Source organism: Pseudomonas putida (genome assembly GCF_050989985.1).
Lineage (GTDB): Bacteria > Pseudomonadota > Gammaproteobacteria > Pseudomonadales > Pseudomonadaceae > Aquipseudomonas > Aquipseudomonas putida_AI.
Genome location: NZ_CP158815.1, coordinates 6,175,190 through 6,189,561, shown reverse-complemented (window position 1 = coordinate 6,189,561; position 14,372 = coordinate 6,175,190). Strand labels below are relative to the sequence as shown.

General features: G+C 61.4%; 11 protein-coding genes. 1 reads left to right on the top strand and 10 read right to left on the bottom strand.

From position 1 onward, the window contains the following. The first annotated feature begins 174 nt into the window (after positions 1–174). Positions 175–5,292, top strand: coding sequence for an NEL-type E3 ubiquitin ligase domain-containing protein (locus ABTV29_RS28295; protein WP_433767825.1), 5,118 nt, complete (start codon positions 175–177; stop codon positions 5,290–5,292). Between the two features lie 114 nt (positions 5,293–5,406). On the opposite strand, the gene ureC is transcribed toward ABTV29_RS28295, so the two are convergent. From ureC to urtB, 10 genes are all read right to left on the bottom strand, one after another. Continuing rightward, positions 5,407–7,107 (bottom strand): urease subunit alpha, encoded by a 1,701-nt coding sequence (gene ureC, locus ABTV29_RS28290; RefSeq protein ID WP_433767824.1) that lies wholly within the window; start codon positions 7,105–7,107, stop codon positions 5,407–5,409. 125 nt (positions 7,108–7,232) lie between these two features. After that, the gene (locus ABTV29_RS28285) at positions 7,233–7,541 is read right to left on the bottom strand and encodes an urease subunit beta (RefSeq protein WP_433767823.1); all 309 of its coding nucleotides are present in this window, start codon (positions 7,539–7,541) and stop codon (positions 7,233–7,235) included. Beyond that, positions 7,541–8,074: a GNAT family N-acetyltransferase gene (locus ABTV29_RS28280; RefSeq protein ID WP_433767822.1), complete on the bottom strand. Its 534-nt coding sequence runs from the start codon at positions 8,072–8,074 to the stop codon at positions 7,541–7,543. The genes ABTV29_RS28285 and ABTV29_RS28280 overlap by 1 nt, the downstream gene beginning before the upstream one ends. A gap of 6 nt (positions 8,075–8,080) precedes the next feature. Further along, positions 8,081–8,614, bottom strand: coding sequence for an N-acetyltransferase family protein (locus tag ABTV29_RS28275; RefSeq protein WP_433767821.1), 534 nt, complete (start codon positions 8,612–8,614; stop codon positions 8,081–8,083). Positions 8,615–8,623: 9 nt separating this feature from the next. Beyond that, the gene (gene ureA / locus ABTV29_RS28270) at positions 8,624–8,926 is read right to left on the bottom strand and encodes an urease subunit gamma (RefSeq protein WP_077045336.1); all 303 of its coding nucleotides are present in this window, start codon (positions 8,924–8,926) and stop codon (positions 8,624–8,626) included. A 155-nt stretch (positions 8,927–9,081) separates the two neighbouring features. Then, a complete protein-coding gene (locus tag ABTV29_RS28265) occupies positions 9,082–9,921 on the bottom strand; it encodes an urease accessory protein UreD (protein WP_433767820.1) in 840 nt (279 codons plus the stop codon). Between the two features lie 143 nt (positions 9,922–10,064). Beyond that, the gene (gene urtE / locus ABTV29_RS28260; protein WP_433767819.1) at positions 10,065–10,763 is read right to left on the bottom strand and encodes an urea ABC transporter ATP-binding subunit UrtE; all 699 of its coding nucleotides are present in this window, start codon (positions 10,761–10,763) and stop codon (positions 10,065–10,067) included. Positions 10,764–10,912: 149 nt separating this feature from the next. Beyond that, positions 10,913–11,782: an urea ABC transporter ATP-binding protein UrtD gene (gene urtD, locus ABTV29_RS28255; protein ID WP_433767818.1), complete on the bottom strand. Its 870-nt coding sequence runs from the start codon at positions 11,780–11,782 to the stop codon at positions 10,913–10,915. Continuing rightward, complete coding sequence (gene urtC, locus ABTV29_RS28250) at positions 11,779–12,858, bottom strand: urea ABC transporter permease subunit UrtC (protein WP_433767817.1); 1,080 nt, start codon at positions 12,856–12,858, stop codon at positions 11,779–11,781. Before urtC ends, urtD begins: the two co-directional genes overlap by 4 nt. Next, the gene (urtB, locus tag ABTV29_RS28245) at positions 12,858–14,360 is read right to left on the bottom strand and encodes an urea ABC transporter permease subunit UrtB (protein WP_433767816.1); all 1,503 of its coding nucleotides are present in this window, start codon (positions 14,358–14,360) and stop codon (positions 12,858–12,860) included. The genes urtC and urtB overlap by 1 nt, the downstream gene beginning before the upstream one ends. Positions 14,361–14,372 lie beyond the last annotated feature (12 nt).

Below are 14,372 nucleotides of genomic sequence, written 5' to 3'. Positions count from 1 at the left end.
CTCCACTTCAAAGGAGAAACGCCATGCACGGCATCCCCACACCCTGGTACCCGCTGAACCAGGGCGTCATGACCAAAGGGTTATGTGGGTTGCGCAGGCGGTACTGGATTAAGTTTTTTTTGCGATGTCGGTCATTAGGCTGAGGCCTCCTCAATCAGTCATGGATGACCCGTTATGCCCGACTCAAATACACCACTTTCCACCTCCGATGGCTCGTTCGGCAGTGACCTTCGAGGCGTTCACTACGACTTCCTCAAAGACCGCATACCCGCCTGGTTCACCGGGGCTTCCTTGCAGCGCAAGGCAGAAATCGGCAACCACGAGCTGCAACTGCCCGCCTGGTACCGGACGGCGACGCCCGAACAAAAAACAGCCCTGACGGATAGCCACATGCGCTATCGCGAGATCTTGAACCAGATCGACGCCAGGCTTGGCAGCATCAAGGATGTTTTCGAATTTGCCGAGCAGCCACTCAAGCAAGCGATCAAGGCAAAGTTCAAGCTGGATCTGGATGTCAGAAACGTTTACTTCGCCCGTAAATTCGCTTTCAAGGGACGGGATGACTTTTATGGTTTCTTTGTTTTCGAGCAGCAAGACGCTCATAGCCTGCGCCACGAATATCGGGGCACTTCACTGCTTGAGGCGGCCCTGGCCAACTTCGAGCCAGATGAAGAAAAGCCGCTTCGCTGCAACGATTGCCACGTCATTACCGGTTGGAGCCGCTACGACGGCGAAATCTTGCCAACGTTCGAGGCGATCAACTCCCAGGCCGTCTCCATTGCCCCCCATGATTTTGCCGGGCTGTGTCGCACTCTTGACCTCGGGGCGCTGTATCAGAAGCACATCAAGGACGTCGTGGAGCCATCGAACGCAGCTGAGCGAAACGCGCTGGAACGACAGCTGGAGGAGCACCAGCGACAACGGCTGGCGGTGAGTACCGAACTGGCCTGGCTGCAATCGGATATCAGTCGTGACGTCTACCAGATGCTGCAAAAAGTGCTTTCCGGCAACAGCGGTGTAGCGCTGGACGACAGACCGGTGACCTTTGCTGCGTTGAAGGTGTTCGGTATCGAGTTGGTGGGGCCGTTGCTGATCGGGCCGAACCGCAAGAACGCAGATCGGGTGGAGCGCCTGGTGGTTTATTTGCCCAACGATCCGCAACAACCATTGAAGGAATATGCCTCCAGTGCAGACTTCATGGCAGACCTGCGGACCCGCCTGCACGACAACGTCTTTCGACGTTTTTTCAGCCAGTACGTGCCGATGCGCCAACAAGGCGTTTTCTTCGCGCAGTTCGGCAAGTTGTACAACCCCGGAAAACTTGGGTCACAGGCGGATTTTCCGCTGCAGTCCCGGCCAGCAAGGCTGCCTCTGGATGAGACTTATCTGCAGGGCGATCTGTGGAAGCAACTACGCCTGAACACCGTCGCCAAGCTCTATGCCGATGCACGAGCAGTCGCTGTGCCCACCGGCGACGAAGACCGCAATGCGCGAACAGCGCGACTGGCCAGCTATCTGGATGCGGTGGTCAGCGTGTTCAACCTGGCGGCCTTTGTCGTGCCGGGGCTGGGCCCGATCATGCTGACGGTCGGGGCGGCGCAAATGCTGGATGACGCTTTCGAGGGGATCGAAGCGTATGAGCTGGGCGAACCCAGGGAAATGTGGGCCCACTTTTCCAGCGTGGCGTTGAATGTGGCGTTTGTCGGCGCCGGTGCGGTGGTGCTACCGAGCGTTCACATGTCGCCGATGGTCGACGGCTTCAAGCCTGTCACGATGCCTGACGGTGGACAAAAGTTATGGAAACCGGATCTTTCGCCCTACAAGGCCTCCGTCACGCCAATAGCGAATGCCGGGTCCGATGGGCTCGGTTTGTACACACGTGAGGGGCAGACCATCCTGCCTTTGGAGGGTGAGCACTACCGGGTCAAACAGGACCCTGTCAGCGGGCAGTTCCGCATTCAGCACCCGTCCCGCCCCGAAGCCTACACCCCGGAACTTCAACATAACGGTGAAGGCGCCTGGCACCATGAGTTGGAGCGCCCCCAAACATGGAACGGCGCAAAGCTGATGCGCCGGCTCGGACCATTGGTCGACGGTTTCAGCGATGCCGAGCTGGAACAGATCCGGCGGGTCAGCGACATCGATACCGACGTACTGCGCCGCTTGCATGCCGAAAGCGAACCCATGCCGGCAATCCTGCTCGATACCGTGAACAGATTCAGGGCCTATGGCGATGCCGTCAGGGTCGCCCAGGGAGCGGGTGATGGTTCACTCTCCGGTGCGCTGTGCAGTTACGCCGCCTCTCTGGCAGTGGAACTGCCGGGATGGCCTGCAGGCAAGGCAATCGAGGCATTTTCGGGAAGCGGCCTGAGCGGGCCATCGGTGAAGTACGGCGATCCCGATGCCTTGCCGCAAGACATCATCAACGTCAGTCGTGCGGACCTGATGAATGGCCAGTTACCCGCTCGCATCATCGCCTCCCTGGACGAGGCCGACGTGAAATCGCTATTGCCCCATTACACGCCCAGAACACCCGTGGAGCGTGTCGGCGCTTTGCGAAAACAGCTCCAACAACAAGCGATCAATGACCGGGCGCGATTGATGCGCAGCCTCTATGCCGAGCGACAACCGTCGGCCGACGCGGCTGTGGCAGTGGTGCAGCGGGATTTCTCCGGTATGCCTGCGTCGATGATCCGCGAGCTGCTGAGCGATGCAACACCTGCTGAACGGGCGACCCTGGACACCCATGGGCGTGTTCCGTTGCGCGTGGCCGAAGGCGCGCGCCGATTACAGCAACAAATGCGCCTGACCCGGGCCTATGAAGGACTGTACTTTGATGAGCTGGTCGCCAGGGACACTGAAGTCCTGGTGCTCGGTACGCTGGAGAGCTTGCCCGGCTGGAGCAACGATATCCGTCTTGAAATACGCGAAGGCGGGCTGGAGGGCGAACTTCGCGCCAGTGTCGGCGCCGAGGATGTTCCCGAACGCAAGGTGCTGGTGCGAGTGGGCGAGGGGCGCTACGCGGCGCGCAATGACCGTGACGAACACCTGCATGGTGCCGATGATCTCTATGCCTCGATTCAGCATGCGTTGCCCGATCGGCATCGCCAGGCCATCGGGCTGCCTCACGTTTCCCAAGGCGCGCAGTTGAAGGCGAAAGTCATTGAGCATCAATCGTCACGCGATCAGCTTCGGCCACTGCTGAAAATGCAGCCGCGCCAGCAACCTTTCTTCAAGGCACCAATGCGCCTGTCCGGCGAGCGTATCGGTTATCCGTTGAGCGATCGTCCTGGCGTCAGTCAGTGGCAGCGTATCGTCGAGGAGCGGGTACGCACCCTCTACCCGGCGATGTCTGAAGCGCAAGTCAGTGCGTTTATCGAGGGCATGGGCGACAGGCAGGAAACGATCCTGAGAAACCGGGAACGCGAATACAAGCAACTCAATCACACTTTGCAAAACTGGCAACGGGCACAGCTGGATGGGGTGTCGGACGCCGAGCGCGTTACGAATGACTTTACCCAGCGCCGGGGTGCTCGAATGATGATTATCAAGGCGCTCAAACAAGCCTGGCAGCGCACGGGTGAGGTGGATCTGGACAATACCGGCCAGCCCCAGGGCCAATTCATCGATCTTTCCGACATGGATCTGCATGGCCAGCTCGATGAGCTGCCGCCACTGACAGCAAACTTCGACCACGTCACCCATTTGGATTTATCGAATGCGGGCATTGAAGACAACGCCGATGGTTTTCTGCGCCACTTCAAGCGACTGCGAAAGCTGGACCTGAGCGGAAACGATGTGGTCGAGCTGCCGGAACCCTTGGGGCGAATGGTTCACCTGACGGAGCTGGACCTCTCAGACAACCTGATAGAGCTTGATCCACAAGCCGTTACTCAACTGAGCCGGTTGACGCGGTTGAGATATTTGGGGCTTGAAGGCAACCCGTTGAAGTTACCTCCTGACATCGGCCTGATGCCGGATTTGCAGATCCTGCTGCTGGGCAATACCGAAATCAACGCTTGGCCCGCAGGCTTGTTCGAGCAGCCGCGCGGCCGTACTTTCCTGCTGGATTTGCGGGCCAATAAGCTGGAAATCGTTCCGCAAGTGGAGCCGGGTTCGGTGCAGGCGGAGATCGTGGCGCGCACGCTCATCAGCCACGAACCTGCCTCCATTTCCGCCGAGAATTTGCAGAGGGTCAGGGACTATCGCCAATCGATCGGTTTTGAGCCGGATCGACGGCATCCCCCCTTGGGCATTCTCGACAGCCGACTTTGGAAAGAGGGGCTGACCGAACAGCAATGGCAAGCCAGGCAGGATCGCTGGGCTGACCTGGAGAAGGAACCTGGATCTGAGTTTTTCTTCAACGAATTGAGAAAGTTGGCGCGTTCGGCGGATGCGCTGACCACTAATGAAAAGGCAAGGGCTGAGCTCTGTCGGAAAGTCTGGTCCATGGTTGAAACGACCGCCGCGAACACGGCATTGCGCGAGAAACTGTTTCGCATGGCCGCGGCCCCTACGACCTGTGTGGATGCTGGCGCGCAGCTATTCAATGCCATGGGCGTGGAGGTGTTGATCACCCAAGCGCATGAACTGGGTGCGCACGATCTGATCGAAACCGAGTTGGCAGGATTGGCGAGGGGCAAGTGGCGCCTGGACGAGTTGGGCAGGATTGCTCGAGAACGGGTCGGTGAGCTGGTCGCCGAGGGGCGCCAGTTTCCCGAATTCGATGACGCCGGGGATCTGGTTCCTCACTTCAATGCGCAGGGACAACCGCTACTGGATATCGATGAAGTCGAGATCCATATGATCTACCCCACGATGTTGGCCGAGCGCCTGGACTTGCCCTGGCAATCCCGGGAGATGATGTTCCGGGCGCCCGATGTGTCGAGTGAGATGATTGGCAAAGCCTACGACCGGGTGATCGAGAAAGAGCAGGGGGCACAGTTGCAGGAGCGGCTGATCGAGCAGCCGTTCTGGGTCGATTATCTCAGGCGAAACCATTCGGAGCAGATCCAGGCATTGCACGCCAGGGCCGAGCCCTTGCTGGACTTGCAAGCCGCGCAACAAGCCTGGGTCGATAGCACTTCGGCCGTGCATAAAGTGCATTGGCGCGCGGAAATTCTCCGGTTGGCCAAACAGCTGGGCAAACCGGCCAGCGAGGTTCCGCCTGGCACGGTAATGAGTGATGCGCAGTATTACGCCGAGATGGAGGCTATTGCGGTGCAGGAGCAGTCGCTGATCGCGAGGCTGACCGGCGAAGCGATTGGGCGCGCCAAACTGCAACGCGGATAATTGTAGGAGCGAGCTCTGCTCGCGATGGACGTTAACGATAACGTGGGCAGCCTGACGAAACGCGGTGTGCTGACCTCCATCGCGAGCAGGCTCGCTCCTACAGGGGGCGAGCGGTCAGAACAGGAAGTACCGTTGCGCCATCGGTAAGGTGTCCGCCGGTTCGCACCACAGCAGTACCCCATCAGCCTTGACCTGATAGGTCTGCGGATCGACATCAATGCTCGGCAAATAATCGTTGTGGATCAAGTCGGTCTTCTGCACATCGCGACAGCCTTTGACCACAGCGATTTTCTTCTTCAAACCCAACACCTCAGGCAAGCCTGCCTCCTGCGCCGCCTGGCTGATAAAGGTCAGGCTGGTGGCGTGCAGCGAGCCGCCGTAACTGGCGAACATCGGGCGGTAATGCACCGGTTGTGGTGTCGGGATCGAGGCGTTGGCATCACCCATCAAACTGGCCGCAATGGCCCCGCCCTTGAGAATCAGCGTCGGCTTGACCCCGAAAAACGCCGGCCGCCACAGCACCAGATCCGCCCATTTACCCACTTCGATCGAACCGACTTCATGGCTGATGCCGTGGGTAATCGCCGGGTTGATGGTGTACTTGGCGATGTAGCGCTTGGCGCGGAAGTTGTCGTTGCCAGCGCCGTCACCCGGTAGCGGCCCGCGCTGCTTTTTCATCTTGTCGGCAGTCTGCCAGGTACGTGTGATGACCTCGCCGACCCGACCCATGGCCTGGCTGTCGGAGCTGATCATCGAGAACGCGCCGAGGTCATGCAGGATGTCTTCGGCGGCAATCGTCTCGCGACGGATACGGCTTTCGGCGAAGGCCACGTCCTCGGCAATGCTCGGGTCCAGGTGGTGGCAGACCATGAGCATGTCGAGGTGCTCATCGATGGTGTTGCGGGTGAAGGGCCGGGTCGGGTTGGTCGAACTCGGCAGCACGTTGGCAAAACCGCAAGCCTTGATGATGTCCGGCGCATGCCCGCCGCCCGCGCCTTCGGTGTGGTAGGTGTGGATGGTGCGACCCTTGAACGCGGCGAGGGTCGTCTCGACGAAACCGGACTCGTTGAGGGTGTCGGTATGGATCGCCACCTGCACGTCGTATTGATCGGCGACGCTCAGGCAGTTGTCGATGCTCGCCGGAGTGGTGCCCCAGTCTTCATGCAACTTCAGGCCGATGGCGCCGGCCTTGACCTGTTCGATCAAGGGTTCGGGCAGGCTGGCGTTGCCCTTGCCGGTAAGGCCGATGTTCATCGGGAAAGCGTCCGCCGCCTGAAGCATGCGCGCCAGGTGCCAGGGACCTGAGGTGCAGGTGGTGGCGTTGGTCCCGGTGGCCGGTCCCGTGCCGCCGCCGATCATGGTGGTGACGCCGCTCATCAGGGCTTCTTCGATCTGCTGCGGGCAGATGAAGTGGATATGGGTGTCGATGCCGCCGGCGGTGAGGATCATGCCTTCACCGGCGATGACTTCGGTGCTGGCGCCGATGGCGATGTTCACGTTGGGCTGGACGTCCGGGTTCCCCGCCTTGCCAATAGCGGCGATGCGCCCGTCCTTGAGGCCAACGTCAGCCTTGACGATGCCCCAGTGGTCGATGATCAAGGCGTTGGTGATCAGGGTGTCGACCACCTCACTGGCGAGCAATTGGCTCTGGCCCTGGCCATCGCGAATGACTTTGCCGCCGCCGAATTTCACTTCTTCGCCGTAAGTGGTGAAGTCCTTTTCCACTTCGATCCACAACTCGGTATCCGCCAGGCGGACCTTGTCACCGACGGTGGGGCCGTACATGTCGGCGTAGGCTTGACGGGAAATTTTCATTGCAGTTCCTTCGTTGATCGTTCCCACGCTCTGCGTGGGAATGCCGCCATGGACGCTCTGCGTCCGCTTTTTGTGACGCGGAGCGTCACGGGATGCATTCCCACGCAGAGCGTGGGAACGATCGGTTAATCAAGGTCACCCATGACCCTGCCGGCAAAGCCGAACACCCGCCGATGCCCCGCCAGATCCACCAACTCCACCTCGCGACTCTGTCCCGGTTCGAAGCGCACCGCGGTGCCGGCGGGAATGTTCAGGCGCATGCCGCGGCTGGCGGCGCGATCGAAGGTCAGGGCGTCGTTGGTTTCGAAAAAGTGATAGTGCGAGCCGACCTGGATGGGCCGGTCACCGCTGTTGGCTACGGTCAGGCTAAGGGTGCGGCGGCCGGCATTGAGCTCGATGTCGCCGGGCTGGACCTGGTATTGACCGGGAATCATCAATGGGCCCCCTGGAGAATCTTGTAATAGAGCGCGGTGGGTTTGTAGCGACCGTCCGGGTCGCAGGCGTAATCGGGGATTTCACCGGCGCGGGTGTAGCCCAACGCCTTGTAGAAATCTTCAGCGGGGGAGCCGGCCTCGGTGTCGAGATAGAGCATGCCGCGCTTGTGTTGCAGGGCGGCCTGTTCCAGCGCCGCCATCAATTGTTGGCCCAGGCCGCGACGCCGCGCATGCTCGCGCACCAGCATCTTCTGCACCTCGGCGCGGTTCAGGCCATTGGCTTTCTGGCACAGGGTCAGCTGCACGCTGGCCTGCACCTGTTCGTCCTTGACCACCACCCAGAGCAACACATGACCCTTCTTCAGGTTGTCCTGGACCTCATCGAAATACGCATGGGCCTGGTTGGCATCCAGATCGGCCATGAAGCCGACGCTGGCGCCATAACCGACGGCATCGAGCAGCAGGTCAATCAAACCCTGACGATAGTGCGCAAAGCTTTCAACGTTGACGCGTCGCAGTTGGGCGGGGTTCATCGAGTGTCACTCCTTGCTGGCGAGGGGAGGCTCGGCGCCAGGGTTGAGGGTCAGTTGCATGAAGGTCAGGTCCAGCCAGCGCCCGAACTTGGTGCCCACTTGCGGCATTTGCCCGGTGGTCACGAAACCGATGCGCTCGTGCAGGCGGATGGAGGCGGCGTTACCGCTTTCGATGGCGGCGACCATCACATGCTTGCCGCAGCCCCTGGCGCGCTCGATCAGCACGTCCATCAGCTTCGGACCCAGGCCGTTGCCGCGCTGGTCGCTGCGTACGTAGACCGAGTGCTCGACGGTGTGACGGAAGCCCTCGAACGGCCGCCAGTCGCCGAATGAAGCGTAGCCCAGCACATTGTCCCCGGCGTTGACGATCACCAGGATCGGGTACGCCTGGGCCTGTCGGGCGTTGAACCAGGCCTGGCGGTTGCCCAGGTCCACGGGCTGTTCGTTCCAGATGGCCGTGGTGTTGAGCACGGCGTCGTTGTAGATGTCACGCAGGGCTGGCAGGTCGGCCTCTACGGCATCGCGAATGGTGTAAGTCATGGTTGGCTCTCAGGCAATCGGTTGATGGACGGTGACCAGTTTGGTGCCGTCGGGGAAGGTGGCTTCGACCTGGATCTCCGGGATCATTTCCGGGATGCCTTCCATCACTTGTTCACGATTGAGCAGGGTAGTGCCGTAGTGCATCAGCTCGGCCACGGTCTGCCCGTCCCGGGCGCCTTCGAGCAGCGCCGCGCTGATGTAGGCCATGGCTTCCGGGTAATTGAGTTTCACACCGCGGGCCAGACGCCGCTCGGCCACGAGGCCGGCAGTGAAGATCAGCAGCTTGTCTTTTTCTCGTGGGGTCAGGTCCATCGTTGGAATCCAGTTTCGGCAGTTTAAAAGTCATTCAACCTGTGAACACAAAACCTGTAGGAGCGAGCTTGCTCGCGATAGCGGTGTGTCTGGCGACGTCAATGTTGTGTGTGCCGACGCCATCGCGAGCAAGCTCGCTCCCACAAAAAGCAAACTCAGGTGTTCCATATTCTGGGTGGGACAGCTTCCCGGCCGAGCAACGCAGGCCTCAGCAATCGCCATAATTCAATCAACCAGCCCCGCGCCAACAGCGCCTCGTTGGCCAGGCAACGGGCAACCAGCAAGCCCGGCAACTGGGTCAAGTCCCCGCGCACGTCATTGTTCAGTGACCGGCAGCGCTCCAGCAAATCGCTCTCGATGTCCCCGGTCACCAACAGCGTGGCAAACACCGGCTGTCCATCAAGGCCGATCGGCGAGTCCAGCAAGCCATCACCGCCGACAATGCGCTGGCGCTCATGCCAGAGCAACCGGCCGTCGCGACGGATATCCAGTTGCGCCTGAAAATGCCCGAGGTCGAAGCGCTCGCCGCTGGCCGGGCGACCCAGTGCCACCACGTCCCAGTAGAACAGCCGGGCATCGCCTTCAAGGTCGATGCAGGTGCGCAGTTCAGCCTGGGCCGCACTGAAAACGATCGTCTCCTGGGGCAACCATTCCAGTGTCGCACCGGCCGCCACTTTCAGATCCAGGCGCTGATACGCGGCGCCTGCAGCGCGATACCACTTGGCTGCGCCGGGGCTGGTGATCTGCGCCCAAGCCTCACGGCCGACGCTGGCCGAGATGTCCAGGCGATCACCCCCGGCAATGCCGCCCGGCGGGTGGACGATGATGTGCTGGCACACTTGCGGCCCTTCGGCGTACAGGTGTTTTTGCACCCGCAGCGGGCCCTTGTGCCGACGGTGAACCGGGCGCGTGCTGTCGCCGAAACGGGCGTAGCCCAGTTCCAGCTCGGCGTGCCAGCTGGGGGTGAACAAGGCGCCGGAGGCGGGAAGAGTCATGGTCGCTGCTTATCTTGTGGTCATGCGGACAGTTGCAAAGGCTGTGCCGCACGGCATCGCAGGCTGGAGGGCGGTTATGGATAGTCGCGATGCACCAGAAAGAGGCGCAGTCCTCGGTGGTGCGCAACAAAATGGTTCACGGCTCAGATGGTGACCAGCCCGCGCACACCTTCGGCTTCCATGTTTTCGCCACGTCCCTGCTGCACGATCTCGCCGCGAGACATCACCAGGTATTGGTCTGCCAGTTCGGCGGCAAAGTCGTAGAACTGTTCAACCAGCAAAATGGCCATGTCGCCGCGGGCCGCGAGCTTCTTGATCACCGCGCCGATTTCCTTGATCACCGACGGCTGGATGCCTTCGGTGGGTTCGTCGAGTATCAGCAGGCGCGGGCGGCTGGCCAGTGCCCGGCCGATGGCGAGCTGCTGTTGCTGGCCGCCGGACAGATCGCCGCCGCGCCGTTGTTTCATTTGCAGCAGCACCGGGAACAGCTCGTAGATGAACGCCGGGACTTCCTTGGCTTCGCTGCCGGGGAAGCGCGACAGGCCCATCAGCAGGTTTTCTTCCACGGTCAGGCGGCCGAAGATCTCCCGGCCCTGGGGCACGTAGGCAATCCCGGCGTGCACCCTTTGGTGCGGCTTGAAGCCGGTGATCGGTTTGCCTTCCCAATTCACCGCGCCTTCCCTGGCGGGCAGCAGACCCATCAGGCACTTGAGCAGCGTGGTCTTGCCCACGCCGTTACGCCCGAGCAGGCAGGTGACTTCGCCGACCTTCACGTCAAAGCTCAGGCCGCGCAGGATGTGGCTACCGCCGTAGTACTGGTGCAGTTTGTCGACTTGCAGCATGTCCAGAATCTCCTCAGATCCCTGGGGGAATTCCCCTGTGTGGGAGCGAGCCTGCTCGCGATAGCGGTCTATGGCGCAACATCCTTGTTGCCTGACACACCGCTATCGCGAGCAGGCTCGCTCCCACAGTTGGTTAGGTGTTTACAGGTCTAGCGACCGAGATAAACCTCGATCACCCGCTCGTTATCCTGCACCTGCTCCAGCGACCCCTCGGCCAGCACGCTGCCCTGGTGCAACACCGTGACGTGGTCGGCGATGGAACCGACGAAGCCCATGTCGTGTTCCACCACCATCAGCGAATGCTTGCCCGCCAGGGTCTTGAACAGTTCGGCGGTGAACTCGGTTTCGGCGTCGGTCATGCCGGCCACCGGCTCGTCGAGCAGCAGTAGTTGCGGGTCTTGCATCAGCAGCATGCCGATTTCCAGAAACTGCTTTTGCCCGTGGGACAGCAAGCCGGCCGGGCGATTGACCGAGCTGGTCAGGCGGATGGTGTCGAGCACTTCGCTGATGCGATCTTTCTGTTCGCCACTCAGGCGAGCCCGCAGGCTGGCCCACACCGACTTGTCGGTTTTCTGCGCCAGCTCCAGGTTCTCGAACACGCTCAAGGCTTCGAACACCGTCGGTTTCTGGAACTTGCGGCCGATCCCCGCCTGGGCGATTTGCACCTCGCTCATTTGCGTCAGGTCCAGGGTTTCGCCGAACCAGGCCTTGCCGTGGCTGGGCCGGGTCTTGCCGGTGATCACGTCCATCAGCGTGGTCTTGCCCGCGCCGTTGGGGCCGATGATGCAGCGCAACTCACCTACGCCGATGTACAGGTTCAAATCGTTCAGCGCCTTGAAACCGTCGAAGCTGACGCTGATGTCTTCCAGGGTCAGGATGGTGCCGTGGCGCGTATCCAGGCCGGGGCCGACGCGTTGGCCCAGGCCGATGGCATCGCGACTGCTGCCCGCATCCTTGTTCGGCTGCGGTGGATAAAAGACAGGTTCGAGCATGAATTCTCCGGTGGCCATGGTTCTCATTGCTCACCTCTCCTTTTCAATAGACCGATCACGCCCTTGGGCAGGTACAGGGTCACGACAATGAACAGCGCGCCGAGGAAGAACAGCCAATACTCCGGGAACGCCACGGTGAACCAGCTCTTCATGCCGTTTACCACGCCAGCGCCGAGCAGTGGGCCGATCAGGGTGCCGCGCCCGCCGAGGGCGACCCAGACGGCAGCCTCAATGGAGTTGGTCGGCGACATTTCGCTCGGGTTGATGATGCCCACCTGCGGCACATACAACGCACCGGCCAGCCCGCACAAAACAGCGCTCAGCACCCACACGAACAGCTTGAAACCCCGTGGGTCGTAGCCGCAGAACATCAGGCGATTCTCCGCGTCGCGCAGGGCGGTCAATACCCGGCCGAACTTGCTTTGCGCCAGGCGCCAGCCGATGAACAGGCTGGCCACCAGCAACAGCACCGTGGCCAGGAACAGCGTCGCGCGGGTGCCCGGTTCGGCGATGCCGAAGCCGAGAATCGTGCGGAAATTGGTGAAGCCGTTGTTGCCGCCAAACCCGGTCTCGTTGCGGAAGAACAGCAGCATCCCGGCGAAGGTCAGGGCCTGGGTCAAGATCGAGAAATACACGCCCTTGATCCGCGAACGGAAGGCGAAGAAACCGAACACCAGTGCCAGCAACCCCGGCGCCAGCACCACAAGGCACATGGCCCAGAGGAAGCTGTCGGTGCCGGCCCAGTACCAGGGCAGTTCGGTCCACGACAGGAAAGTCATGAACGCTGGCAAGCCATCACCCGAAGCCTGACGCATCAGGTACATGCCCATTGCGTAACCGCCCAGGGCAAAGAACAGGCCGTGGCCGAGGGACAACAGGCCGGCGTAGCCCCAGACCAGATCGAGGGCCAGGGCGACGATGGCGTAGCAAAGAATCTTGCCCACCAGCGTCAGTGTGTAAGCCGACACATGCAGCGTGCTGTCCGCCGGCAACAACGACAGCAGCGGCAACGCCAGCAGCAGAGCGAGGACGACAACACCGACGGCAATTGTGACTTTGGGGCCGGCTTTTTGTGTCGCGGTAACGAGCAGGGGCTGGTTCATCAGTCGATCACCCGTCCTTTGAGCGCGAAGAGACCTTGCGGACGTTTCTGGATAAACAGAATGATCAGCGCGAGGATGAGGATCTTGCCGAGCACGGCTCCGATCTGTGGTTCGAGAATCTTGTTGGCTATCCCCAGGCCGAAGGCGGCGAACACGCTACCAGCCAGTTGCCCGACACCGCCGAGCACCACCACCAGGAACGAGTCGATGATGTAGCTCTGGCCCAGGTCCGGGCCGACGTTGCCGATCTGGCTCAGCGCCACGCCACCGAGGCCGGCGATGCCTGAGCCCAGGCCGAAGGCGAGCATGTCGACGCGGCCGGTGGGTACGCCGCAGCAGGCGGCCATGTTGCGGTTCTGGGTGACCGCGCGAACGTTCAGGCCCAGGCGCGTCTTGTTCAGCAGCAGCCAGGTCAGCACCACGACAAACAGGGCGAAGGCGATGATGAAGATGCGGTTGTACGGCAGCACAAGATTGGGCAGCACCTGGATTCCGCCCGACAGCCAAGCCGGGTTGGCTACTTCTACGTTCTGTGCGCCGAACACCAGGCGCACCAGCTGGATCAGCATCAGGCTGATGCCCCAGGTGGCGAGCAGGGTTTCCAGCGGACGCCCGTAGAGGTGACGAATCACCGTGCGTTCCAGCGCCATGCCGATGGCGGCGGTGACGAAGAACGCCACCGGCAATGCGATCAGTGGATAGAACTCGATGGCCTGCGGCGCGAAGCGCTGGAACATCAACTGCACCACGTAAGTCGAGTAGGCGCCGAGCATCAGCATCTCGCCATGGGCCATGTTGATCACGCCGAGCAGGCCGAAGGTGATCGCCAGGCCGAGTGCCGCCAGCAGCAGGATCGAGCCCAGGGACATGCCACTGAAAGCCTGCCCGATCAGCTCGCCGACCAGCAGTTTGCGTTTGACTTGCGCGAGGCTGGTCTCGGCGGCGGTGCGCACGCCGGCATCGGATTCGACGCCAGGTTCCAGCAGTCCTTCGAGGCGGGTGCGAGCCAGCGGATCGCCGGTTTCGCCCAGCAGGCGCACGGCGGCCAGGCGTATGACCGGGTCACTGTCCACCAGTTGCAGATTGGCCAGGGCCAGGCTCAGGGCAGCGTGGACGCCTTCATCTTTTTCGCCGGCCAACTGCTGGTCGAGGAATTTGAGCTGTGCCGGTTTGGCACTTTTCTGCAATTGCTGCGCGGCGACCAGACGGATTTTCGCGTCGGCGGCGAGCAATTGATGGCTGGCCAGCGCGGTGTCGATCAAGCCGCGAAGGCGATTGTTCAGGCGCAGGGTTTTCGCTTGGCCATCGACGGTCAACTCGCCTTGTTGCAGGGCGTTGATCAGTTCGATGCGTGCCGGGTCAGGCTGCGCGGCCCAGGACTCCAGCAGTTTGGCTTGCTGTGTGGGGTTGGCGGCGAGGAAGTCCTCGGCGTCGCCGGCATGGGAGGCCATCGGCAGCAAAAGTGCGATGGCGAAAATGAAGCGGTAAAGGGCGGTGGGCATAGAGAGGCGCCT

Coding starts and splice junctions, on each gene's coding strand:
- urtB (WP_433767816.1), bottom strand. CDS start 14,360: ATGCCCACCGCCCTTTACCGCTTCATTTTCGCCATCGCACTTTTGCTG.
- urtC (WP_433767817.1), bottom strand. CDS start 12,858: ATGAACCAGCCCCTGCTCGTTACCGCGACACAAAAAGCCGGCCCCAAA.
- urtE (WP_433767819.1), bottom strand. CDS start 10,763: ATGCTGCAAGTCGACAAACTGCACCAGTACTACGGCGGTAGCCACATC.
- ABTV29_RS28280 (WP_433767822.1), bottom strand. CDS start 8,074: ATGAACCCCGCCCAACTGCGACGCGTCAACGTTGAAAGCTTTGCGCAC.
- ABTV29_RS28285 (WP_433767823.1), bottom strand. CDS start 7,541: ATGATTCCCGGTCAATACCAGGTCCAGCCCGGCGACATCGAGCTCAAT.
- ABTV29_RS28265 (WP_433767820.1), bottom strand. CDS start 9,921: ATGACTCTTCCCGCCTCCGGCGCCTTGTTCACCCCCAGCTGGCACGCC.
- ureA (WP_077045336.1), bottom strand. CDS start 8,926: ATGGACCTGACCCCACGAGAAAAAGACAAGCTGCTGATCTTCACTGCC.
- ABTV29_RS28295 (WP_433767825.1), top strand. CDS start 175: ATGCCCGACTCAAATACACCACTTTCCACCTCCGATGGCTCGTTCGGC.
- ABTV29_RS28275 (WP_433767821.1), bottom strand. CDS start 8,614: ATGACTTACACCATTCGCGATGCCGTAGAGGCCGACCTGCCAGCCCTG.
- ureC (WP_433767824.1), bottom strand. CDS start 7,107: ATGAAAATTTCCCGTCAAGCCTACGCCGACATGTACGGCCCCACCGTC.
- urtD (WP_433767818.1), bottom strand. CDS start 11,782: ATGAGAACCATGGCCACCGGAGAATTCATGCTCGAACCTGTCTTTTAT.